The sequence below is a fragment of the Mesorhizobium sp. M0052 genome, assembly GCF_040323255.1.
Classification (GTDB): domain Bacteria; phylum Pseudomonadota; class Alphaproteobacteria; order Rhizobiales; family Rhizobiaceae; genus Mesorhizobium.
Genome location: NZ_JAMYUS010000011.1, coordinates 79,014 through 101,253 on the forward strand (window position 1 = coordinate 79,014; position 22,240 = coordinate 101,253).

Below are 22,240 nucleotides of genomic sequence, written 5' to 3' on the forward strand. Positions count from 1 at the left end.
ATGACAACGAAATTACTGACGGCACTGCTTCTCGGCACCAGCATTCTCGGCACCGCCGGGTTGGCTCACGCCGATGACGTAACGCTCAATATCGAAAGCTGGCGCGGCGACGACCTTGCCATCTGGAAGGACAAGCTGATCCCGGCCTTTGAGGCCAAGAACCCGGGCATCAAAGTGGTGTTCGCACCGTCGGCGCCGACCGAGTATGACGCCGCACTCGGCGCCAAGCTCGCCGCCGGCTCGGCTGGCGACCTGATCACCTGCCGCCCGTTCGACAAGTCGCTCGAACTGTTCAAGAAGGGCAACCTTGCCGACCTGTCGGCGCTGCCCGGCATGGAAAACTTTTCGCCCGTTGCCAAGGCCGCCTGGCAGACCGACGACGGCAAGGCGAGCTTCTGCGTGCCGATGGCCTCGGTCATTCACGGCTTCATCTACAACAAGGACGCCTTCGACAAGCTCGGCCTCAAGGTGCCGACGACGCGTGACGAGTTCTTCGCCGCGCTCGACAAGATCAAGGCCGACGGCACCTACATCCCGATGGCCATGGGCACCAAGGACCTCTGGGAAGCCGCGACCATGGGCTATCAGAACATCGGTCCGAACTACTGGAAGGGCGAAGAGGGCCGCGCAGCGCTGATCAAGGGCGACCAGAAGCTGACCGACAAGGACTGGGTTGCTCCCTATGAGGAACTGGCCAAGTGGAAGCCTTATCTCGGCGACGGCTTCGAGGCCCAGACCTATCCGGACAGCCAGAACCTGTTCACGCTTGGCCGCGCCGCCATCTACCCGGCGGGATCGTGGGAGATCGGCCTGTTCAACACCCAGGCGCAGTTCAAGATGGGCGCCTTCCCGCCGCCGGTCGAGAAGGCCGGCGACACCTGCTACATCTCCGACCATACCGATATCGGCATGGGCCTGAATGCGGCGTCGAAGAATGCCGACGCGGCCAAGACCTTTCTGTCCTGGGTCGCCTCGCCGGACTTCGCCACCATCTACGCCAACGCACTGCCGGGCTTCTTCAGCCTAAATTCCACCCCGGTGAAGATGGAAGACCCGCTGGCGCAGGAATTCGTCTCCTGGCGCGACAAGTGCAAGTCGACGATCCGCTCGACCTACCAGATCCTGTCGCGCGGCACGCCGAACCTCGAGAACGAAACCTGGGTTGAATCGGCCAACGTCATCAACGGCACCGACACGCCGGAAGCTGCCGCCAAGAAGCTGCAGGACGGCCTCGACAGCTGGTACAAGCCGGGCAAGTAAGCTCAGAGACAGACAGGGCCCCAAGTGGACGGCCCTGCGTTTTTCGAAAGCATCATCGACTGCGAACGACGGCGCCGCCCCTCATCCGCCTGCCGGCACCTTCTCCCCGTATAGTGACGGGGAGAAGGATCAGCCGAAACGCAGGCGCCCCCTCTCCCCGTCCTTCACGGGGAGAGGGTAAGGGTGAGGGGGCAGCGCTGCCGTCGAAGGCATTGCTAAACCTCGGCGGGGACCGCACTCATGGCCGCACAAACACGACCGAAACGACCGTTCCGCTGGCATATCGGCGTCTTCCTGGCGCCGGCGCTGCTGGTCTATACGGCGATCATGATCCTGCCGCTCGCCGGCACGCTGCAGCTGTCGCTGTTCCGCAATGTCGATCAGCATCAGGTGTTCGTCGGTTTCACTAATTTCCGTACGTTGTTCGGCGACCCCAACTGGTCGGTCGGCTTCTGGAACGCGCTGCGGAACAATACCTGGTTCTTCATCATCCACATGGTGGTGCAGAACCCGATCGGTGTCATGCTAGCGGCATTGCTGTCCAGCCCGAGGCTGAGATTCGCCGCCTTCTACCGCACCGCGATCTTCGTGCCGACCATCCTGTCCTTCGTCATCGTCGGCTTCGCCTGGAAACTGATCCTGTCGCCGTTATGGGGCGTGGCGCCGCATCTGATGGACCTGGTCGGCTTGAAAAGCCTGTTCACGCCGTGGCTGGGCAAGGAGCGATATGCGCTGACCGCGCTCAGCCTGATCTCGGTGTGGCAGTTCGTCGGCATCCCGATGATGCTGATCTATGCAGCCCTTTTGTCGATCCCCGAAGAGGTGATCGAGGCGGCCGAATGTGACGGCATCACCGGCATGTCGCAGTTCTGGAAGATCAAGCTGCCGCTGATCCTGCCGTCGATCGGCATCATCTCGATCCTGACCTTCGTCGGCAATTTCAACGCCTTCGACCTGATCTACACCGCGCAAGGGGCGCTCGCCGGCCCGAACTATTCGACCGATATTCTGGGCACTTTCCTCTACCGCGCCTTCTTCGGCTTTCAGCTGCAGACCGGCGATCCCAATATGGGCGCGGCGATCGCCACGATGATGTTCCTGATCATCCTCGGCGGCGTCTGCGTCTACCTCTTCCTCGTCCAGACGCGCCTGCGTCGCTACCAGTTTTAGAGGGGCGAGATGTCGAGCTTGAACACCCCCCTCTGGCCTGCCGGCCATCTCCCCCGCAAGTGGGGAGATTGGCAGCTCTGGCCTTGCCGCTCGTCTTGCAACGTTGGCGATTGGCGAAAGCAGTCGCGGCATCTGATCTCCCCCCTTGCTGGGGAGATGTCCGGCAGGACAGAGGGGGGTGCCTTGGCGGCAACCTCGCCTGCCTTGGCTCGTCAGGAGACCTTCCAATGAGCACCGCCACTCGTTCGCTGCCCCGCACCATCGGCGCCCACGCGATCCTGCTGACCTACACGGCGATCGCGCTGTTTCCGGTGATCCTGGTCATCATGAATTCGTTCAAGTCCCGCGCCGGCATCTTCAGCGAACCGCTGACGCCGCCGACGCCAAAGACCTTCGACCTGATCGGATATACCACCGTGATCGGGCAGGGCGACTTCATCCATTATTTCCAGAACAGCCTGGTCGTCACCGTCGCCTCGCTGTTCTTCGTGCTTCTGTTCGGCGCGATGGCGGCGTTCGCGCTCTCGGAATACCGCTTCCGCGGCAACACGCTGATGGGGCTTTACCTCGCGCTCGGCATCATGATCCCGATCCGGCTCGGCACCGTCGCCATCCTGCAATTGATGGTGGCGAGCGGGCTGGTCAACACGCTGACGGCGCTGATCCTGGTCTACACCGCGCAAGGCCTGCCGCTGGCGGTCTTCATCCTGTCGGAATTCATGAAGCAGGTGTCCGATGATCTGAAGAATGCCGGCCGCATCGACGGTCTGTCGGAATACACGATCTTCTTCCGGCTGGTGCTGCCGCTGGTACGGCCATCGATGGCGACGGTCGCCGTCTTCACCATGATCCCGATCTGGAACGACCTGTGGTTCCCGCTGATCCTGGCGCCGTCGGAAGAGACCAAAACGGTGACGCTCGGCGCGCAGCTCTTCCTCGGCCAGTTCGTCACCAACTGGAACGCCATCCTGGCCGCACTCTCGCTGGCGATCATGCCGGTGCTGACCCTCTACGTCATCTTCTCGCGGCAGCTGATCCGCGGCATCACATCCGGAGCCGTCAAGTGAGTCTAGAAAAACCCCTTCGCGTCGTCGTCGCAGGCCTCGGTAATATGGGGCGTAGCCATGCGCTGGCCTACCACACTAATCCGGGCTTCGAGATCGCGGCCCTGATCAACCGCTCCGACGTGCCGTTACCGGACGGGCTGTCGGGCTATGGCATCAGGCGCTCCTTCGACGACGCGTTGCGCGATGAAAAGCCGGATGTCGCCTGCATCGCCACCTATTCCGACAGCCATGCCGACTATGCGGTGAAGGCATTCGAGGCCGGCTGCCACGTCTTCGTCGAGAAGCCGCTCGCAACTACGGTGGCGGACGCCAAGCGCGTCGTCGCCGCGGCCAAGGCCAACGGCCGAAAATTGGTGATCGGCTACATCCTGCGCCACCACCCGTCCTGGGTCAGGCTGATCGCCGAGGCGCGCAAGCTCGGCGGCCCTTACGTGTTTCGCATGAACCTCAACCAGCAATCGTCAGGCCCGACCTGGCAGACGCACAAGCAGTTGATGCAGACGACGTCGCCGATCGTTGATTGCGGCGTGCACTATCTCGACGTGATGCTGCAGATCACCGACGCCAGGCCGGTCGAGGTGCGCGGCATGGGGCTGCGGCTGACCGAGGAGATCGCGCCGACAATGTACAATTACGGCCATCTCCAGGTGCTGTTCGACGACGGCTCGGTCGGCTGGTACGAAGCTGCCTGGGGACCGATGATTTCGGAAACGGCGTTCTTCGTGAAGGACGTGATGTCGCCCAATGGCTGCGTGTCGATCGTCATGAAGGAAGGTGTGAAGTCGGACGACATCGACACCCACACCAAGACCTCGACCATCCGCCTGCACAGCGCTGCGACGGGTGCGGACGGCAAGTTCGCCAGGCCGGACGAGATGCTGTCGATGGACGGCGAACCCGGCCACCAGGACCTCTGCGACCTCGAACAGGCCTTCGTGCTGAAGGCGATCCGGGAAGACATCGACCTGACCCGCCACCTGGACGACGCGGTGAAATCGCTCGCCGTCTGCCTTGCCGCCGATGAGAGCGTGCGCAGCGGCGCCCCAGTTAAGCTCTAGTAGGGCAAACTCTAGAACAAGGACGAAGCCGTGGGCTCGCTGGTAATCGAGAATGTGAAGAAGGCCTTCGGGCCGGTCGAGGTGCTGAAAGGCATCAACCTCGAAGTGACCGACGGCGAATTCGTCGTCTTCGTCGGCCCATCTGGCTGCGGCAAGTCAACCTTGCTCAGGGTCATCGCCGGGCTGGAGGATTCGACCTCCGGCAGGGTGGTGATCGACGGCGCCGATGTCTCGGCCACGCCCCCGGCAAAACGCGGCATCGCCATGGTGTTCCAGACGTACGCGCTCTACCCGCATCTGACGGTGAAGAACAATATGGGCCTCGGCCTCAAGCAGGCCGGCACGCCCGCCCCGGAGATCGAACGCCGCATCGGCGTCGCCTCGTCGATGCTGTCGCTGGAACCGTATCTCGAGCGGCGGCCGGCGGAACTGTCGGGCGGCCAGCGCCAGCGCGTCGCCATCGGCCGCGCCGTGGTGCGTGAGCCAAAACTGTTTCTCTTCGACGAGCCCTTGTCGAACCTCGATGCAGCGCTGCGCGTCAACACGCGGCTCGAGATCGCGCAGCTGCACCGGCGGCTGAAGGCGACGATGATCTACGTCACCCACGACCAGGTCGAGGCGATGACGCTGGCCGACAAGATCGTCGTGCTCAACGCCGGCCAGATCGAGCAGATCGGCGGCCCGATGGAGCTTTACAATTCGCCGGCAAACGAGTTCGTCGCCGGCTTTATCGGCTCGCCGAAGATGAATTTCATCGACGGCGCCAGATTGGGCGAGACGGCCAAGACGATCGGCGTGCGGCCGGAGCATCTGACCGTGGATCCAAGGTCCGGCGCGTGGAAGGGAACGGTGGTGCATGCCGAACATCTCGGCGCCGACACCAACCTCTATCTCGACTGCGAAAAGGCCGGGCTGATCACGGTCCGCATTTTCGGTGTCTACGACGCCGAGCCAGGTGCGACGCTGTATGCAACGCCGGAGCCGGGTAAGACATACCGGTTTGGGGCGGACGGGAAGACGATCAAGTAATCCTTCGCCGACAGCAACCACGGCGATCACACCGCGCCGAGCAGCACCGCGCCATGGATCGCCGCCTGCCAGCCCAGGGCCGCCCAGCGTATGTCCAGAGGCTCTACAACAAGCGAATGCGGCAGGCTGTCCGCGATGCGCTGCTTGAGCGTCTGGCGGGGATAGGACTTCATGTCGACAATGCCGCCACCGATCAGGATCGTCTGCGGGGAAAACAAAGCGGCTGCCGTTGCGATGGTCACCGCCTGCTGCCAGACGATCTCATCGAGCCATTCGCGCAGCGACGGCGGCTGCCCGGTTGCCGAAAACAGCTCGGCAACCGGGATATCGTAGTCCGCGGCAAGGTCGACAAGCGTTGCCCCTGAGGCGTAGGTCTCGACGCGGTTTGGCGGTCCGCTTTCGTCAGGCCGGTAGATCGGCATATGGCCGATTTCCAGCGCCCAGCCGCCGCCCCTGAAAATGCCGTCCTTGCCGAGATAGGCCGCACCGATGCCGGTGCCGAGATAGACCGCCAGCACTTCCTTTTGCCGCTTCACTGCGCCGGCGACGCTTTCACCGAGCAATTGCAGCACGACGTCGCGTTCGAGCCGCACGGGAACGCGGAGCCGCGATGCCAGTTCCGTACCCAGCCGGATGCCGTTCAGCTCGGGAATGTTGGCCGTGTGCAGCACCGTGTCGAAGTCGCGGTCGATGAACCCAGGCACCGTCGCAACGACCCGTGCAGGTTTGAGCCCGGCATCGCGGCAGGCTGCGGTGACCGCATCGGCCAACCCCGCCACAGGCGCGCCCTTGCGCAGTTGCGCGGTCGGGTAGGTGCGGGCGAAATCCACCGGGTGGCCGTGGTCGGCAAAGCCAACCTTGACCGACGTGCCGCCGATCTCGACCACGGCGATCGTGTCGTCCATCGTTTGATGCGTCATGCCAGCGTTTCCAGAAACTCCGAAAGACAGGCGCGGAATTCCAGCCGGTAGGCGGCGCGATCCTCCGATTTGGCTGTGATGGTGCAAAGCCGGGCCGACGGAATGAGCCCGGCCAGCGTCTGTGCGTCGTCCAGTCGATGGACGAGGTCATGGTCATGGCCGATGACAAGAGTCGGCACCGCGATAGCGCGGATCTCCGCCTCGCTCACGCCGGGACCATCGCCGGCGATCGCCGAAAGCAGCCTGCCGAACAGAACCGGGTCCGGGCGAGTGAAGAAGCCTTGCAGGCTGCCGAGATTGTCCGGCGCCAATCTGGCCAGTTCGCCGGCAACAGCGCTGTCATCGAACAGACGCCTGGCGTCTTGGGGCGAATGCCGCATCAAGAGATCGCCGACCACGGCATAGGGCCTCATATTGGCCGGTGCAGCCTGGGATACCCACGCAGGCCGGGCGAGCACCAGCGCCCGCACCCGCGCCGGCCTGTGCACCGCCAGGCGAAGCGCCAGCGCCGCGCCCATCGAGATGCCGCCGACGACGGCCGGGCCGAGGCCGAGATCGTCGGCCAGTGCATCGACGTCCTCGGCAAACGTCGCGATCGAAAGCCGCTCGACCGGCCCGTAGCCGGATCCACCCTGGCCACGGCATTCGAGCGTCACCCGCCGTGTCTGCGGCAGGTCGGGAAACACGTCGGCGACCTGCGTCTCATCGCCGCCCAGCCCATGCTGGAAGATGACGGAAAGGCCGACGCCGACGTCCCGGTAGGCAAGGTCGACGCCATCTCGGCTGAAGGTCTTTTTCACGTGTCGTCGCTCGCTTCCAGCACGGTGCGCAGAAAGGCGCCCACGCCGGGCGCCTCGGCCTCTGTCAGGCCATGCGTGATCAGGGGTCCGTCGAAGCCAGCGGCTTTCAGGCGGCCGATGAAATGCGGGAAGTCGACCACGCCCTTTCCGGCTGCGGCAAAACTGCCATCGGCATGGCGGTCCTTGGCATGGGCTAGGCCGATTTCACCCGCCAGCAAGCCGACGGCCTCGTCGATCAGGCGATGGCGCTCCGCGCTGTCGGCCACTTCGAACAGATTGGCCGGGTCGAGCACGATGCGCAGCCGCGTGCTGTTCATTTCGTCCAGCAGGCGGCGTGCGGCCCGGGCGTTGGAGACGACATTGGCCAGTTCCGGTTCGATGCCAAGCTCGATGTCGAAGCGCTCGGCAATCGCAATCGCCGCTTCCATGTCCATCCGCAGATCGCTCCATGCTGCCTCGCTCGCATTGTCGGGATGCCAGCGCCACTGATCCTGCGCATCCCTTGTGCCGGTGCACAGCGTGATCAGACGGGTGCCCATATCGGCGCATGACGCGGCCAGGACCTCAAGCCGGGCGAGGCCCTGGATGCGAACCGAGCGATCCGGGTGGATCATGTTGTAGGTTCCCGAAACCGCCGCGATCGAAACCCCGGTTTCACCGCTGGCCTCAGCGACGGACCGGGCCGCGCCGAGCTCAATGCTGTCCGGCATCGACGGCAGTCCAAGGCACGCCATGTTGAACTGCGCCGCCGTGTAGCCGCCGTCCGCCACCGCGCGCAGCACCGGCAGAGCGCCGGTGGTGGCGAAGGTCTTGGCGAAAATCCCAAGCTGCATCACACCACCCCGTCGACATCGGCCAGACGGACGGCGCGGCCGCCGGCAGCGGCCGAGCGGGCGATGGCCGCCATGCCCCTGACCGAGGCGATGCCGTCCTCGATGCCGGCGCCGATCATCGGCGCGCCATTCAGCACGACATCGGCAAAGCCTTCGAGCTGGCGGCGATAGAAGTGGCCATCCGCGCCAAGCGTCCGATGCCAACTGCCATCGGCCTCGCGGAAAATGTCGACCTCGCTGCTCTTGTAGTACCAGGGGTTATACGTCTTCGCGAGAACGCTGCCGTTCTGGCCATAGATCTGGAACCCTTCGTGCCAGTCCATGCGCACGGCGACCGTCAGGTCGAGATGGCCGATCGTGCCGTCGGCGAAGATGGTGGTGATGAACCAGCAATAGGCGCCATAGCGCTCGGTGAGCCGGGCCTCGACCGCCTCGATCGGCCTGTGCAGATGGCGCGCCGTATCGAGGAGATGGCTGCCATGCGCCAGCATGTAGTATTGGCGCAGATCCGCCTTGGGATTGACGGCAGGCTTGCGCGCCTTGGCGCTGGTGATGATCAGCGGTTGCACCGCATCGGTCATCGGGTAGCGGTGGGTGCTGTCGCAGTACCAGCCCTTGAACGCCAGCCGCTCGCCCATTTCGTCGTCGACGAAAGCCTTGGCCGCCTGGATGCCGGGATCGAAGCGCTTCATATGGCCGACCTGAAGCACCTTGCCGCTCTTGTCGAGCGTGGCCCGCAAGCCTTCGACCTCCTCGACCGAAACGCCCAGCGGCTTTTCGCAAAGCACATGCTTGCCGGCATCGAGCGCCAGTTCCGCGGCCTTGACGTGAAAAATGTCCGATGTCGCGATGATGACGGCATCGAGATCGGGATCGGCCAGCATCAGGCCGTAGTCGGCATAGGATTTTTCAGGCGCGTAGGTCGCGGCCATCCTGTTGCGCAGATCGTCGGCGACATCGCAGATGGCATAGAGATCGGCATTGCGTGCCTTGGTGCAGGATTCGAAATGCGCCGCCTGGGCAATCGGACCGCAGCCGAGCACGCCGACACGCAGCCGCTTTTCGTCTTTGCGAGGCATGGAATCTCTCCTGATTAGCGCGCGGCGAGGCCGCGAAGTTGAAATTGCGGATCGCCCGACAAAGCTGCCTGATGCAGCAGACAGGCAGCGCCCAATGCCGGACCGTCGGCGCCGACGCGCGACAGTTCGACTGTGGGAACCGGATAACCTTCAGCCAGGAAGTCCGAGAGGAAAGCTTCCACCTGTTTGGCGACAAAGGGATAGACAGCATTGACCGAGCCGGAGAGGATGATGCGCTCCGGCTGCAAGGTGCAGGCAAGTGTCGCCAGCCCGCGACCGAACCAGAGCGCCCAGTCGCGCGCGGTGGCAACGGCTGCCGGATCGCCATCGGCCAATGCCGCCACAAACTCATGCAGGCCGGCGCGCAGTCCGCTTATGTGCAAATAGCGAGCCAGCAACGCATCCTTGCCGACATAGGATTCCAGCCGCCCCGGGCGCTTCGCGTCGAAGACAAAACCTTCGTCGCCAATGCGAAGATGACCGATTTCGCCGACGCCGCCGAGCCGGCCGCGATGCAGCCTGCCGGCATTGATGATGCCGCCGCCAACGCCGTTCTCGATCAGGATGACCAGAGCATCCTCGCCGTCCTTTCCTGGCCGCGACCGGTATGTCTCGGCCACCGCCACGGCATTGGCATCGTTTTCCAAGAGGATTGGAAAGTCCGCGCCAAAGGCAGTGCGCAAAAGCTCCGCCAGATTGACCCCGTGCCAGCCAAGGATGGTGGCATGGTATGAAATCCCGTCGGCGGCGGGGAAGCCGGGCACGGCGACATTGAGCCCGTAGGGGCGCGTACCCGCAGGCAATTGCGAGCGGATCTCGGCGACGAGTTCCCCGATGATGTCGACCGCGGCTTCGGGCGTGCTACCGGGGCCGGCAAATGCCCTAGAGGCGCTCGCACGCCGCGCGCCGGCAAGGTCGACAGCCACGACTGCTATCCAGTTGACGCCGATATAAGCGCCAAGGAAGAAGCCGCCATTGCCGTCGATCTCGACCAGGATACCGGGACGGCCGACCCGACCCTCGCTATCCTGCTCGTCATCCGTTCCATCCGACCGCTCGCGCGCCAGACCGGCTTCGGTCAGCCCCAGCACCAGGGCGCCGGTGGTCGACCGGGTCAGGCCGAGATCGCGTGCGAGCGCCGCTCGGCTCGACGCGCCGGCACGAAACAGCGCCGCAAGTGCCCGCGTTTCGTTCGGCCGAAGATCGGTCGACACCAGCACGTCGTTCTCCACAATTTGTTTGATTGGCATACTAATAGAATTTCTAGGCGGTTTGAAAGGCCAACGTTGGGTGCATTGCACCAAATTATTCAGCATCCGCAAGCCATTGACCCAAGTTTCAAACGATGATTTGTATCAGAAGCTTACAAATGGGAGGATGCGATGCCGGTTCTAGCGCGTCTCGAACACATCGTGAAGGATTTCGGTGCCGTTCGCGCGCTGGACAATGTCTCGCTCGACATCAATGAGGGCGAGGTTCTCGGCATGATGGGCGACAATGGTGCCGGCAAATCGACGCTGGTCAAAACCATCGCCGGAAATTTCCAGCCGACGTCAGGCACCTCCCAAGCGTGTCCTCCGGCCGCATCGGCCGGGGGACATCTCCTCGAAGGCAGGCTTGTCAGTTGCCCGCTTCGCAGTCAGAGACTGCTTGCGTCTCTCCAGCAGGCGATCAGATGACCGTCGCCGGCCCGCCTGACGGGTGGTTGCGCCTTTCGGCAATCGGGCAGCGCGACAGGACAGCGGGCGGCAAAGGAGCATCCGGAGGTCTCGGCATCGTGTGCCGCGACGTCGAGCTGAGCCGGAGCCTTCGGCGCCGTCTCATCCGAGGAGGCGGCCAGAAGCAGCTTCGTGTAGGGGTGGTTGGGGCCACGGAAAATCTGCTCGGATGAGCCGGTCTCGACCAGCCGGCCGCGATAAAGCACGCCGATCCGGTCAGCCATATAGCGCACCACCCTGAGGTCGTGGCTGATGAACAGATAGGTGGTGTCCTTGTCGCGCTGCAGGTCGTTGAGCAAATTGAGCACGGTCGCCTGCACGGAAACGTCGAGCGCAGAGGTTGGCTCGTCCAGCACCACGAGCTTCGGCACGCCGGCAAAGGCGCGCGCAATCGCCGCACGTTGGCGCTGGCCACCAGACAGCGATCTCGGCTTCTGGTCGACGGTCGTAGCGGCAAGACGAACCGAGGCCAGGAGATCGGCGACACGCTGCTTCACCTCGCTGCGGCCGAAGCCGGCGAGCCGCCGCAGCGGACGGCCGAGGATCCTGCCGATCCGCTGGCGCGGATTGAGCGTGCGGTCGGGTGACTGGAACACCATCTGCACGTCGCGCCGTTCGCTCAGGCTTCTTTTCTCGACGCGCGGCGCGACAGTGCTGCCGAACAGCTCGACCGACCCAGCGTCCGGCGTCTGGAGGCCAGTCACGATCCTTGCCAATGTCGACTTGCCGGAGCCGGATTCGCCGATCAGCCCGAACGTCTCGCCCTGGGCTATCTCCAGGTCGATATCGTGCAGGACGGCCTGGGAGCCGAAGGCGTGGCTGATGCCTTTGCAGGCGACGGCGATCGGACGTGCGGCTTCCGGTTGATCGCTGCGGACAGGCTTCGACGGGCCGGTTGTGTGCATCTCGGCCAGCCTGCCGTCGCGCTTGGTGAAGTTGAGCGCCGGGATCGAGGCGATCAGCGCCTTGGTGTACGCGTGAACAGGGTTCTCGAAGACATCGTTGGCGATGCCGCTTTCGACCACCGTCCCCGACTGCATCACGGCCACCCGATCGCAGGCCCGGCGGACCATGTTGATGTCATGGCTGATCAGCAGAACGCTGGTTTGGTGATCGCGGCGCAAGTCCTGCAGGATGGCGACGATCTCGGACTGGACGCTGGCGTCAAGCGCCGTCGTCGGCTCGTCCAGCACCAGCAGCGACGGGTCGAGCGCAATGGCAATCGCGATGTTGGCGCGCTGCTGCATGCCGCCCGACAATTCGTGCGGATAGAGATCGAGCACCCGCTCCGGATTGCTCACCCTGACGCGGCCGAGCAGCTCGGCGGCGCGGGTGCGTGCTTCGTCCTGCCGAACCGGGCGATGCCGCATGATCGTCTCGGTGATCTGCCGGCCAATAGTCATGGCCGGATTGAGCGCCGCACCCGGATGCTGGTAGACGGCCGCGATGCGATCGCCCCTTAGCCGGCGCAGCTGTTCGCCGGAGAGATTGCGGATCTCGCGGCCCTGGAACTCGAGCGCCGACGCGGCGATCCGGGCGTTGCGCGGCAGATAGCGCAGAATAGCGAGTGCCACCGAGCTTTTGCCCGAGCCGGACTCGCCGACAAGGCCGAGCGCTTCGCCTTCGCCGATGGTGAGCGACACGCCGTTGACGGCCGGATGCGATCCCCGGCGTTCATCATAGGCGACGGTGAGCTGCTCGACGTTCAGAACCGATGACGACATGTCTTGCTGAAACCACTTTCTTTCGGCGCGGTCTTCGAGGGCAATCGCTTCCGCTTTCGCGCCGCACAATCTCTATAAAATTACTCGAATTAAGCTGGAGCGCAATCTACCTTTCACCGCTCAGGAGAGATTGTCGCAGCCGGTCGAGGCATCGCGACGGTCGCCTGAAGCAGTTCTGCAAGGAGACCGGCATGGCACGCGACCACATGATCCTCAGCGCGTTTTTCTTCAATCCGCAGGGCGATCATCGCATGTCGTGGCGCCATCCGCGCGCGCCGGGACGCGAAGTGCTCGACTTCGGCTTCTATCGCGATCTAGTGCAGGCGGCGGAGCGCGCCAGGATCGATACGATCTTTGTCGCCGACCATGTCGCGATCTGGGATTCCGTACAGAGCGGCGTCGCCCACTACGCCAACGCCCGCCTGGAACCGCTGACGCTGTTGTCGGCGCTTGCCGGCGTGACCAGGCATATCGGCCTCATCACCACCGCCTCGAGCTCCTACAGCGAGCCCTACAATGTCGCCCGCATGTTTGCCTCGCTCGACCATATCAGCAAGGGCAGGGCGTCGTGGAATGTCGTGACGTCGGCCATGGACGAGGAGGCCCGCAATTTCGGCCGCGACGGCAATATCGAGCACGCCTTTCGGTATGAGCGCGCTACCGAATTCCTCGATATCGTCAAGGCGCTGTGGGACAGCTGGGAAGACGAGGCGCTACTGATCGACAAGGCATCGGGCTATTTCGCCGATCCCGACAAGGTCCATGCGATCAACCACAAGGGCCCGCACTTCAAGGTGCGCGGACCGCTCAATGTCTCGCGCCCGCCGCAGGGCCATCCGCTGATCGTCCAGGCCGGCTCGTCCGAAGACGGCAAGAATTTCGCTACCGCGCATGCCGATGCGCACTTTGCCATCTACAGCACCAAGGAAGACGGCATCAAATATAGGCAGGACATCAACGAGCGCCTCGCCCGTTACGGCCGCAAGCCCGAGAGCTTCAAGATCCTGCCGGGCATCCTGCCGATCGTCGCAGCTTCCGAAGCGGAGGGACGCGAGCGGCAGGAGTATCTGCAGAGCTTGCTTCCCGATCGGGTCGGCATCGACCTTCTCTCGAGCTGGAGCGGCGTCGATCTCTCCGTATATCCGCCGGACGGCCCGCTGCCGCCGCTGCCGGACGAGAGTACCTTCAATGGCGGCCGCACCTCGCTCAATCGAGTCAAGGAATGGTCGAAGCAGAACCTCACTCTGCGCGAGATCGCTCGCAAGCTCGCCAACAGCGGTTCGGTGCCGACCGTCGTCGGCACACCGAACCAGATCGCCGATCAGCTGCAGGACTGGTTCGAGGCAGGTGCCGCCGACGGCTTCAACCTGATGTTCCCGCTGCTGCCGGAGGATTGGGTGAATTTTGCCGAGCAGGTCGTGCCGGAACTGCAGCGCCGCGGCGTATTCCCCACCGAATATGCGCCGGGGACGCTGCGGGACCGTTTCGGCCTGGCGCGGCCGGCCAACCGCTTCACCGAACAGCGCGACAATGTGCGCGCCGTATCCTGACTTGGAGCAATTGGTATGACCGCAGCGCCAAAACTCCAGCCCCGCGAAGCCACGGCTCCGCAACTCATCAATGTTCTGCACAGCCCCAAGCGCATTCGGGTCAAATTCGCCGGCCGCACCATCGCCGACAGCCGCAACGTCCTGGTGCTGCGCTCCAACCATTTCCTGCCGATCTATTTCTTCCCGGCATCCTCGGTGGACCGCTCGCTCTTGAAGCCGTCCGAGCATAGCCAGCCCCATCCCGTCGGTGGCGAAACCACCTATTGGAACCTGGAGACGGGAGAAAAAGCTTCGCCCAACGCGGCCTGGTCGCTTGTCGCGCCGCCGGATGAAAGCCTGTCGCCGCTGGCCGGACGCATCGCCTTCACCTGGAAAGCGGTCGACCAATGGTTCGAGGAGGAGGAAGAAGTCTTCGTCCACGCCCGCGATCCATACGCACGCATCGATGTGCTGCAGAGTTCAAGTCACGTCCAGATCTGGTTCGACGGCGAACTGATCGCCGACAGCCATCGCCCGGTGCTGCTGTTCGAAACGCATCTACCGACGCGTTTCTACCTGCACCCGGACGATGTCAGGCTCGACCGGCTAACCGCTTCGGACAGCACGACGCGCTGTCCCTACAAGGGCATCGCCTCCTACTGGTCGGGCCGGCGCGCCGACGGTTCGGTAAGCCCCGATGTCGCCTGGAGCTACCGCGATCCCATTGCCGAAATGCCCAAAATCAGGGGCCTCATCGCCTTTTACCCGCAAGCCGTCGACCGCATCCATCTCGACGGCGAACCAGTCGCTTAAGCCATTCAACAGTCATTTCAGACAGGGGTTTCAAAATGACCAAACGCAACGATATCGATACGCTTCGCAATCTGTCCGGCGACATCTGGAACGTCGCCGTCGATGAGCACCAGGCCGGCTTCCTCAAGCGCCGCGATCTCCTAAAATACGCAGCCTTGATCGGCCTCACCGGCTTTGCCGCCTCGCAGGGACTTGTTGGTTTCGGCACGGCGCGCGCTGCCGGCGCCGGCGGCACGGTCCGCGTTGGGCTCGGACAGCCGACCAAGGCGATCGATCCCGTCTCTATCACCGATCCGGCCAGCATCGGCGTCATCAGCCAGGTCGGCGAATATCTCATCCTCGACGATCCCAAGGACGGTCTGCAGCCCAAGCTCGCTCTGTCGTGGGAGGCCGACGAGACCGCCAGCCGCTGGACCTTCAAATTGCGGCCGGGCGTGAAATTCCACGACGGCCGCACCGTCACCGCCAAGGATGTGGTGGCGAGCTTCGAGCGGCTGGTCGATCCGGCCAGCGGTTCGTCCGCTTTGTCGGCCTATAAGGGCATCCTGTCCAAGGGCGGCGCCAAGGTCGTCGACGACCAGACAGTCGCCTTCGACCTCGACGGGCCCAACAGCAACTTCCCCTTCTATGTCTCCTCCGACGTCTACAATGCCGTCATCCTGCCGGCCGACTATGCCGGCGATTTCGAGAAGAATTTCAACGGCACCGGCCCGTTCAAGCTCGAATCCTTCCGCCCCAAGCAGGGCGCCAGCTTCGTGCGCAACCCTGACTATTGGGGCGACAAGGCGCTGCCCGACCGCCTCGAAATCAAGTTCTTCGACGACGAGCAGGCGCAGGTGCTGGCGCTGCAGGCCGGCCAGCTCGACGTCATCCCGAGCACGACCCGGCTCGAATTGGCGATCGAGGGCAATCCCAACTTCAAGCTGCTCAGCGTGCAGGCAAGCTCGCATGACGAGGTGCATCTGCGGACCGACCAGGCGCCGTTCACCGACAAGCGCATCCGCCGCGCACTGGCGCTCACCATCGATCGCGAGGCGGTGGTCAAGGGCTTGCTCAAGGGCCGCGCCATTGTCGGCAACGACACGCCGTTTGCGCCGATCTTCCCCTCGGCCGATCCGTCGGTGCCGCAGCGCAAGCAGGACATCGCCGAGGCCAAGCGCCTGCTTGGCGAGGCCGGCGTGCCGAACGGCTTCCCGGTGACGCTGACCACCGAACGCGCCTATGACATTCCCGACTATGCGGTGCTGATCCAGAACTTCGCCAAGAAGGCCGGCATCGACATCAAGCTCAACGTGCTGCCGCAGGACGCCTATTATGGCTCGGCGAAGTTCGGCTCGTCGCCATGGCTCGATTCCAATCTCGGCATTACCGATTTCGGACATCGCGGCACGCCCGACATCTTCCTCAACGCGACGCTGAAGAGTTCGGGCGCCTGGAACGCCGCGCATCTCAACAACCCGGCCTATGACGGGCTGCTGCTCGAATACGGCAAGGCCCGCGACCTTCAGGCGCAACGCCTTGCCGCGGGCAAGATCCAGACCTTGCTGCTGGATGAGACGCCGCTGATCATCAGCTACTTCTCGCAATACAGCCGCATCGTCTCATCGAAGGTCGAGGGCGTCCGCTTCACGGCAATCTCGCATCTGCTGCTCGACCGCGTGACGTTCGCCCAGGCATGATTGCGAGACGTCCAGCCACTCCGGGCACCGGAATCCGATGCTGACCGGCCGCACTGTGTCGGTGCGGGCAGCCTCGCTTCTGCTCACGCTGTGGTTGGTCAGCATGCTGGTGTTCTTCGCCGGGCAGGTCCTGCCCGGCGATGTCGGCCGCCTCATGCTCGGACCGTTCGCCGATGCCGAGGCCGTCGCGGCGCTGAACAGGCAGCTCGGCGCCGACCAGCCGGTGCTCGTGCAATACTGGCACTGGTTCAGCAGCGTGCTGTCAGGCGACTTCGGCACCTCCCTGTCGCTGCGTTTGCCGGTGGCGCCCTTCGTTCTGGAAAGCTTCAAGCGCTCGGCGGCCCTTGCCGGAATTATCCTCGTCTTTCTGCTGCCGCTGGGCATCGGCGCCGGCATCGTCGCCGGTCTCAACCAGGGCCGCTTTATCGACCGCCTGATCGTACTCGCCGGCGTGTCCTTCGGCATTGTCCCGGACTTCGTCTCCGGCCTGCTGTTGCTCATCGTCTTCGGCCTGTGGCTGAACTGGTTCCCGATCACCGGCGCTGCTCCCGATGGCGCCGGGCTGTGGGTCAGTGGCTATTACCTGATCCTGCCGGCGCTGCCGCTGGTGCTGAACCTTGCCGGCTACATCACCCGCATGACGCGGGCCGGCGTGATCGAGGCGCTGGCCGCCGACTATACGCGCACCGCCGTCCTGAAAGGCCTCGAGCGTCGCGAAATCCTCATCCGGCACGTGCTGCGCAATGCGCTGACGCCGACCGTCGCCGTGCTCGCGACGCAGACCGGTTACATGCTTGGCGGGCTGGTGGTCATCGAAGCGCTGTTCGGCATACAGGGCCTCGGCAACCTTGTCCTCAACGCCGCCAAGTCGCGTGACTTCCCGATGCTCGAAGCCGGCGTGCTGGTCATGGCGACCATCTTCGTGCTGTCGGCCGCGGCAGGCGATCTCGTGAATGCCTTGCTCGATCCGCGGCAGCGCCGCCGTGTCTCGCCATGATGGAACTGATGGAATTGCCGGAGCGCCGTACGCTGGGCTGGCGGGCAGCAAGTCGCATCCGCGAGACTGTTTCGCAGCTGCCGCCCTCGGTCATCATCGGCTCGCTGATCCTGCTGTTCTGGGTCGGCTGTGCCGTGTTCGGCAGCCTGTTTGTGCCCTACGATCCCTATGCCGAGGATTTCCTCGTCATGCTGGCGCCGCCCGACGCTGCGCACTGGTTCGGCACCGACCAGCTCGGCCGTGACGTGCTGTCGCGCATCGTCGTCGGCTCGCGTGACATCCTGCTGGTCGCGCCGGCAGCAACCCTGCTCGGCGTTGCCGCCGGCAGCGTGCTTGGGCTCGTGCTCGGCTATTTCGACGGGCTGGTCGACGCCATCGGCGCCAGGCTGCTCGACACGCTGATGGCTTTTCCCTTCATCGTGCTCGTCACCATGACGCTGGTCGCGCTCGGGCCGTCCAACCTCACCGTCATCCTGGTGATCGGCATCGCCTATGCGCCGCTGGTGGCGCGAACGGTGCGCGCCGCCGTGCGCGAACAGCGCGAACGCGACTATGTCAGCGCCGCTCGTCTCGGCGGCGAGAGCGCTCTTTCCATCATGTTCCTCGAGATCCTGCCTAATGTCAGGGAAACCATCCTCATCGAGCTGGTCACAAGGCTTGGCTACGCCTTCTTTTCGATCGCCACGCTGAGCTTCCTCGGCCTCGGCATCCAGCCTCCCTCAGCCGATTGGGGACTGGCGGTCGCCGACGGCTACGGCTTCCTGACCGGCGGCAAATGGTGGGTGGTGATCTTCAACTCCGCAGCCATCGTTTCGCTTGTCATGGCAACCAATCTGATCGCGCAAGGCATGGGGGCCTTTGAAAACAGCGACCGGTGAAGAGCGGAACGCTCAGCAAAGCTGACGCGCATCGCGGACCGTGCGCTAAAATCGTTCCTCGTGATTCGGCTCTGACAGGGCCTCAAAGCAAGGAACGGCATGAGCAAGGCCCTCATTACATTCGCATTGGTCGCGGTGCTCACCGCATTGCTCATGGCGCTCAGCCTGGCGGTGGCCAGGCACGGCTATCCCTATGGCGCGATCGGCGTGAGGCGGCTGGACGGCATCGCCGATGCCGGGTCGTTCCTGCCACTCGCCGCCGTCTATTTTTTCGGCGCCATGCTGATGATGATCCTGCCGATCCGCGCCGCCGGCATCGTCTTGACCCATGCTGCGGATGCGCTGTTCTGGGCTGTGATTGCCCTGTTCGCCACAATTGTCGGCTGTCTCGTCGCCCGCTGGGCTTTCGGCCAGAGCAGCGTGCTGTGGGCGCTCCTGAACTGGCGTTTCCTGTTCGCCGCGGCCATCGTTGGCAGCCATTTCACCATGAACGAGCTGCGCCGCAACATCCTGCTCAGGAGCTTGTTCTTCGTCATCTTCGCCGCGGCGACGCTGGCTTGCCTGTTCTGGACTTTTCCGACCTGACAGGGCCGCTTCATATTGTCCATCTTGAGGTCGCGGCTTTCATAGCCGCGCGCCATCGGCTATCCAGTCCGCAGCTAGATTTCAGCCCTCACAGTGTCGTCATTTGTCTGATAAATAATTCAGGCATACGGCACCCCCAGCGAACCAATACAAGGAAACCGCGACATGAGCCTGTTTCGTAAAAATCTGATCGATGGCGAGTGGGTGGGCGAGGCCGGCTCGCGCAACATCAATCCCTCGAACACGGGCGATGTCGTTGGCGAATATGCCTCGGCCGGCGCCGAACAGGCAAAGCAGGCCATAGCGGCGGCCAAAGCCGCCTTCCCGGCCTGGTCGCGTTCGGCGCCGCTGGTGCGCCACGCCGTGCTGAAAAAGGCGTCGGACGAGATCATGGCGCGCAAGGACGAGATCGGCCGCGCGCTGTCGCGCGAAGAGGGCAAGACGCTGGCCGAGGGCATTGGCGAGACCATCCGCGCCGCCCAGATCTTCGACTTCTTCGCCGGCGAGACGCTGCGCCTGTCGGGTGAATTGGTGCCCAGCGCGCGCCCGGGCGTCGGCGTCGAGATCACCCGCGAGGCCGTTGGCGTCGTCGGCATCATTACGCCGTGGAATTTCCCGATCGCCATTCCCACCTGGAAGATCGCGCCGGCGCTCGCCCACGGCAACACCATCGTCTTCAAGCCAGCCGAACTCGTTCCCGAAAGCGCCTGGACCATCGTCGACATCTTGCACCGCGCCGGCCTGCCGAAAGGCGTGCTCAATTTGGTCATGGGCAAGGGCTCGGTGGTCGGCCAGGCCATGCTCGACAGCCCCGACCTCAACGCCATCACCTTCACCGGCTCGGTCGGCACCGGCAGACGCGTGGCCGCGGCAAGCGTCGAGCACATGCGCAAGTTCCAGCTCGAAATGGGCGGCAAGAATCCGATGGTCGTGCTCGACGACGCCGACCTCGCCACGGCGGTCGAGTGCGCCATCAACGGCGCCTATTTCTCGACTGGCCAGCGCTGCACGGCCTCGTCGCGCCTGGTGGTGACCGAAGGCATTCATGACCGCTTCGTTGCCGTGCTCAAGGAGCGCCTGGAAAAACTCGTCATCGGCGATGCGCTTGATGCCAAGACCCAGATCGGGCCCGTCGTCGATGCGAGCCAGCTGAAGCAGGACGAGGACTATATCGCCATCGGCAGCCAGGAAGGCGCCAACCTCGCCTTCGGCGGCGAGCGGCTGGATCGCGAAACGCCCGGCTTCTACCTCCGGCCGGCGCTGTTCACCGAGAGCACCAACGCCATGCGCATTTCGCGGGAAGAAATCTTCGGCCCGGTAGCCAACGTCATTCGCGTCAAGGACTATGACGAGGCGCTTGCGGTTGCCAACGACACGCCCTTCGGCCTGACCTCCGGGATATGCACCTCTAGCCTCAAGCATGCCACGCATTTCCGGCGCAATTCCGAGGCCGGCATGGTGATGGTCAATCTGCCGACCGCCGGCGTCGATTTCCACGTCCCGTTCGGTGGCCGAAAGGGATCGAGCTACGGCCCGCGCGAGCAGGGCCGCTATGCCGCGGAGTTCTACACCACGGTGAAGACAGCCTATACATTCGCCGGCTGATCGACGGGTGACCCGATGGCAGCGGCGAAAGAGGACCTGACCTGGCTCAACCCGCCGCTGCACCATGCCTTCGGCGATGGCATCGTGCATGTGCGCACCGCCGGGGAAACCGACTTCTGGCGCGAAACCTTCTACGGTTTCTGGCGTGACAATGGCCATTTCCTGTATCGGCCGGTCGAGGGTGACTTCAGCGCCGAAGTCACGGTCAAGGGCGACTACAAGGTGCTCTACGACCAGGCCGGGCTGATGCTGCGGCTGAGTGAAACGCACTGGATCAAGGCCGGCATCGAATACACCGACGGGCTGGCTTACTTTTCGGTGGTGGTCACCAACGACACCTCGGACTGGTCGCTGCTCAGCATTCCCACCGGCCCCGACGGCGTGCGCATCCGGCTGACCCGCCATGCCGAGGCGATCCGCATCCAATATCTTGATACCACCGATGGCAAGTGGAAGCCGGTGCGGCTGGCTTATTTCCCGATCTCCAAATCCGTCGATGTCGGCATGATGTGCTGCTCGCCGCAGCGCGAAGGGTTTGAGGTAACATTCTCCGGCTTTACTGTCGGCCCGCCGATTTCCAGGCAATTGCACGACTGACGGCCATATCGATGGCGGACTAACCGTCTGCCCGATGCTGGAAGAACTGCAAAAACAGCTCCCGTTCGGTGGTTATGTCGAGCTTCTCGTAGATGCGGCGGCGGTGGTTCTTCACCGTGCCGACGGCGATGCCGAGCCGTTCCGCGATGTTGGCGGTCGGATGTCCCGCCAGGATCAACTCAACCAATTCCCGCTCGCGCAGCGACAGTTCCGGCCACAGGCTCGCCGGGATGGTCGGCTCCTGCCGGGGCGAGGCGCCGGGGCCGGTCGGCGCCGATGTGCGGGAGAATTCCGTCCCCCGCGCCTCAATGTCGAGTGCATGCAGCGCCTCGAACACCGGCAGCCGCTCGTCCAGCAGGGCGATCTCGCTCTCCTTGAAGGTGGAGGTCGAGCGGTCGAGGAAGATGCCGAGGCACCAGTCGCCGCCATCGGCCAGCATGATGCCGACCTCATCGCAGATTTCCGACTGCGCCAGGAAGCCGGCTATGTACTGGCCGCGCTTGGCCTCGTCATCGGCAAGCCGCTTCAGCGGCAGGATGCCCAGCCTCTGCTCACGCCGCCACGAGGCATAGAACGGGTCGAAGACGTAGTAATTGTCGAGATAGCGCCGGACCATCTCGTCGGAGAAGCGCCGGTGCTTGATGAATTCCGGCGTCTGCGTCGCCGAATATCGTGTCACGGTGACGAGATCGTGCTCGATATCGGCGCCGATCAGGTCAATCAGGCAGTCGACATGCCTGTCCGTACCGGTGGCGGCAATCGCCCTGGCGAGCGGCCCCCAGATATTGCCCATGCGCATGCCCTTTTCTCGGCGATCCCGGTCCGGCGGTCATTGTGTCTTTTGGCATATGGCGCAAGGCCGCCCAAGGAATCTAGCTTGAGCCATCCTAGAGCAATCC

20 protein-coding genes and 1 pseudogene are annotated in these 22,240 nt (G+C 63.9%); 14 read left to right on the top strand and 7 right to left on the bottom strand.

Translation table 11 applies throughout. The features are described from left to right. From NKJ77_RS16685 to NKJ77_RS16705, 5 genes are all read left to right on the top strand, one after another. Entirely contained in the window at positions 1 to 1,260 is a 1,260-nt protein-coding gene (locus tag NKJ77_RS16685) for an ABC transporter substrate-binding protein (RefSeq protein WP_023668844.1), read from the top strand. 240 nt (positions 1,261 to 1,500) lie between these two features. Continuing rightward, positions 1,501 to 2,430 (top strand): carbohydrate ABC transporter permease, encoded by a 930-nt coding sequence (locus NKJ77_RS16690; RefSeq protein WP_023668843.1) that lies wholly within the window; start codon positions 1,501 to 1,503, stop codon positions 2,428 to 2,430. Between the two features lie 227 nt (positions 2,431 to 2,657). Further along, a complete protein-coding gene (locus NKJ77_RS16695; RefSeq protein ID WP_023668842.1) occupies positions 2,658 to 3,497 on the top strand; it encodes a carbohydrate ABC transporter permease in 840 nt (279 codons plus the stop codon). Next, entirely contained in the window at positions 3,494 to 4,555 is a 1,062-nt protein-coding gene (locus NKJ77_RS16700) for a Gfo/Idh/MocA family protein (protein WP_352535474.1), read from the top strand. The genes NKJ77_RS16695 and NKJ77_RS16700 overlap by 4 nt, the downstream gene beginning before the upstream one ends. A 30-nt stretch (positions 4,556 to 4,585) precedes the next feature. Continuing rightward, positions 4,586 to 5,584, top strand: a complete 999-nt coding sequence (locus NKJ77_RS16705) for an ABC transporter ATP-binding protein (RefSeq protein WP_023668840.1) — start codon at positions 4,586 to 4,588, stop codon at positions 5,582 to 5,584. Positions 5,585 to 5,610: 26 nt separating this feature from the next. On the opposite strand, the gene NKJ77_RS16710 is transcribed toward NKJ77_RS16705, so the two are convergent. The 5 genes from NKJ77_RS16710 to NKJ77_RS16730 are packed head-to-tail and all read right to left on the bottom strand — an operon-like array spanning position 5,611 to position 10,466. Further along, complete coding sequence (locus tag NKJ77_RS16710) at positions 5,611 to 6,504, bottom strand: ROK family protein (RefSeq protein ID WP_352535475.1); 894 nt, start codon at positions 6,502 to 6,504, stop codon at positions 5,611 to 5,613. Further along, positions 6,501 to 7,304 (bottom strand): alpha/beta fold hydrolase, encoded by an 804-nt coding sequence (locus NKJ77_RS16715; RefSeq protein ID WP_352535476.1) that lies wholly within the window; start codon positions 7,302 to 7,304, stop codon positions 6,501 to 6,503. The genes NKJ77_RS16710 and NKJ77_RS16715 overlap by 4 nt, the downstream gene beginning before the upstream one ends. Further along, on the bottom strand, positions 7,301 to 8,137 hold the full coding sequence (locus NKJ77_RS16720) for a sugar phosphate isomerase/epimerase family protein (protein WP_352535477.1): 837 nt from the start codon (positions 8,135 to 8,137) through the stop codon (positions 7,301 to 7,303). The genes NKJ77_RS16715 and NKJ77_RS16720 overlap by 4 nt, the downstream gene beginning before the upstream one ends. After that, positions 8,137 to 9,216: a Gfo/Idh/MocA family protein gene (locus NKJ77_RS16725; RefSeq protein WP_352535478.1), complete on the bottom strand. Its 1,080-nt coding sequence runs from the start codon at positions 9,214 to 9,216 to the stop codon at positions 8,137 to 8,139. The genes NKJ77_RS16720 and NKJ77_RS16725 overlap by 1 nt, the downstream gene beginning before the upstream one ends. A gap of 14 nt (positions 9,217 to 9,230) precedes the next feature. Next, positions 9,231 to 10,466: an ROK family transcriptional regulator gene (locus NKJ77_RS16730; protein ID WP_352535479.1), complete on the bottom strand. Its 1,236-nt coding sequence runs from the start codon at positions 10,464 to 10,466 to the stop codon at positions 9,231 to 9,233. Between the two features lie 132 nt (positions 10,467 to 10,598). Here NKJ77_RS16730 and NKJ77_RS16735 point away from each other — a divergent pair. After that, positions 10,599 to 10,778, top strand: a pseudogene (locus tag NKJ77_RS16735) (ATP-binding cassette domain-containing protein); the annotation flags it as partial. Positions 10,779 to 10,855: 77 nt separating this feature from the next. On the opposite strand, the gene NKJ77_RS16740 reads toward NKJ77_RS16735, so the two are convergent. Continuing rightward, positions 10,856 to 12,658 carry a dipeptide ABC transporter ATP-binding protein gene (locus NKJ77_RS16740; RefSeq protein WP_352535480.1) on the bottom strand — a complete coding sequence of 601 codons (1,803 nt, stop codon included), beginning with the start codon at positions 12,656 to 12,658 and terminating at the stop codon, positions 10,856 to 10,858. Between the two features lie 191 nt (positions 12,659 to 12,849). Here NKJ77_RS16740 and NKJ77_RS16745 point away from each other — a divergent pair, with 191 nt between their 5' ends. The 8 genes from NKJ77_RS16745 to NKJ77_RS16780 all read left to right on the top strand — a co-directional run bounded on the left by NKJ77_RS16745 (position 12,850) and on the right by NKJ77_RS16780 (position 21,341). Next, positions 12,850 to 14,208 (top strand): LLM class flavin-dependent oxidoreductase, encoded by a 1,359-nt coding sequence (locus NKJ77_RS16745; protein ID WP_352535481.1) that lies wholly within the window; start codon positions 12,850 to 12,852, stop codon positions 14,206 to 14,208. Between the two features lie 15 nt (positions 14,209 to 14,223). Then, positions 14,224 to 15,000 carry a DUF427 domain-containing protein gene (locus tag NKJ77_RS16750; protein ID WP_352535482.1) on the top strand — a complete coding sequence of 259 codons (777 nt, stop codon included), beginning with the start codon at positions 14,224 to 14,226 and terminating at the stop codon, positions 14,998 to 15,000. A gap of 35 nt (positions 15,001 to 15,035) precedes the next feature. After that, on the top strand, positions 15,036 to 16,679 hold the full coding sequence (locus NKJ77_RS16755; RefSeq protein WP_352535483.1) for an ABC transporter substrate-binding protein: 1,644 nt from the start codon (positions 15,036 to 15,038) through the stop codon (positions 16,677 to 16,679). A 37-nt stretch (positions 16,680 to 16,716) separates the two neighbouring features. Continuing rightward, positions 16,717 to 17,676 carry an ABC transporter permease gene (locus NKJ77_RS16760; protein ID WP_352496934.1) on the top strand — a complete coding sequence of 320 codons (960 nt, stop codon included), beginning with the start codon at positions 16,717 to 16,719 and terminating at the stop codon, positions 17,674 to 17,676. Next, positions 17,673 to 18,554, top strand: coding sequence for an ABC transporter permease (locus tag NKJ77_RS16765; protein WP_352535484.1), 882 nt, complete (start codon positions 17,673 to 17,675; stop codon positions 18,552 to 18,554). The genes NKJ77_RS16760 and NKJ77_RS16765 overlap by 4 nt, the downstream gene beginning before the upstream one ends. Before the next feature lie 99 nt (positions 18,555 to 18,653). Beyond that, positions 18,654 to 19,139, top strand: a complete 486-nt coding sequence (locus NKJ77_RS16770) for a hypothetical protein (RefSeq protein WP_023694218.1) — start codon at positions 18,654 to 18,656, stop codon at positions 19,137 to 19,139. 165 nt (positions 19,140 to 19,304) lie between these two features. Further along, positions 19,305 to 20,744: an aldehyde dehydrogenase family protein gene (locus NKJ77_RS16775; protein ID WP_352535485.1), complete on the top strand. Its 1,440-nt coding sequence runs from the start codon at positions 19,305 to 19,307 to the stop codon at positions 20,742 to 20,744. A gap of 15 nt (positions 20,745 to 20,759) precedes the next feature. Further along, positions 20,760 to 21,341, top strand: coding sequence for a DUF1349 domain-containing protein (locus NKJ77_RS16780; protein ID WP_352535486.1), 582 nt, complete (start codon positions 20,760 to 20,762; stop codon positions 21,339 to 21,341). 19 nt (positions 21,342 to 21,360) lie between these two features. On the opposite strand, the gene NKJ77_RS16785 is transcribed toward NKJ77_RS16780, so the two are convergent. Beyond that, entirely contained in the window at positions 21,361 to 22,140 is a 780-nt protein-coding gene (locus tag NKJ77_RS16785; protein WP_352535487.1) for a helix-turn-helix transcriptional regulator, read from the bottom strand. Positions 22,141 to 22,240 lie beyond the last annotated feature (100 nt).

Excerpts from the sequence above, each read along its gene's own strand:
- NKJ77_RS16690 (WP_023668843.1), top strand. The coding sequence starts at position 1,501 with ATGGCCGCACAAACACGACCGAAACGACCGTTCCGCTGGCATATCGGC.
- NKJ77_RS16755 (WP_352535483.1), top strand. The coding sequence starts at position 15,036 with ATGACCAAACGCAACGATATCGATACGCTTCGCAATCTGTCCGGCGAC.
- NKJ77_RS16770 (WP_023694218.1), top strand. The coding sequence starts at position 18,654 with ATGAGCAAGGCCCTCATTACATTCGCATTGGTCGCGGTGCTCACCGCA.
- NKJ77_RS16765 (WP_352535484.1), top strand. The coding sequence starts at position 17,673 with ATGATGGAACTGATGGAATTGCCGGAGCGCCGTACGCTGGGCTGGCGG.
- NKJ77_RS16760 (WP_352496934.1), top strand. The coding sequence starts at position 16,717 with ATGCTGACCGGCCGCACTGTGTCGGTGCGGGCAGCCTCGCTTCTGCTC.
- NKJ77_RS16745 (WP_352535481.1), top strand. The coding sequence starts at position 12,850 with ATGGCACGCGACCACATGATCCTCAGCGCGTTTTTCTTCAATCCGCAG.
- NKJ77_RS16695 (WP_023668842.1), top strand. The coding sequence starts at position 2,658 with ATGAGCACCGCCACTCGTTCGCTGCCCCGCACCATCGGCGCCCACGCG.
- NKJ77_RS16710 (WP_352535475.1), bottom strand. The coding sequence starts at position 6,504 with ATGACGCATCAAACGATGGACGACACGATCGCCGTGGTCGAGATCGGC.
- NKJ77_RS16725 (WP_352535478.1), bottom strand. The coding sequence starts at position 9,216 with ATGCCTCGCAAAGACGAAAAGCGGCTGCGTGTCGGCGTGCTCGGCTGC.
- NKJ77_RS16740 (WP_352535480.1), bottom strand. The coding sequence starts at position 12,658 with ATGTCGTCATCGGTTCTGAACGTCGAGCAGCTCACCGTCGCCTATGAT.
- NKJ77_RS16685 (WP_023668844.1), top strand. The coding sequence starts at position 1 with ATGACAACGAAATTACTGACGGCACTGCTTCTCGGCACCAGCATTCTC.
- NKJ77_RS16750 (WP_352535482.1), top strand. The coding sequence starts at position 14,224 with ATGACCGCAGCGCCAAAACTCCAGCCCCGCGAAGCCACGGCTCCGCAA.
- NKJ77_RS16775 (WP_352535485.1), top strand. The coding sequence starts at position 19,305 with ATGAGCCTGTTTCGTAAAAATCTGATCGATGGCGAGTGGGTGGGCGAG.
- NKJ77_RS16780 (WP_352535486.1), top strand. The coding sequence starts at position 20,760 with ATGGCAGCGGCGAAAGAGGACCTGACCTGGCTCAACCCGCCGCTGCAC.
- NKJ77_RS16720 (WP_352535477.1), bottom strand. The coding sequence starts at position 8,137 with ATGCAGCTTGGGATTTTCGCCAAGACCTTCGCCACCACCGGCGCTCTG.
- NKJ77_RS16730 (WP_352535479.1), bottom strand. The coding sequence starts at position 10,466 with ATGCCAATCAAACAAATTGTGGAGAACGACGTGCTGGTGTCGACCGAT.
- NKJ77_RS16785 (WP_352535487.1), bottom strand. The coding sequence starts at position 22,140 with ATGCGCATGGGCAATATCTGGGGGCCGCTCGCCAGGGCGATTGCCGCC.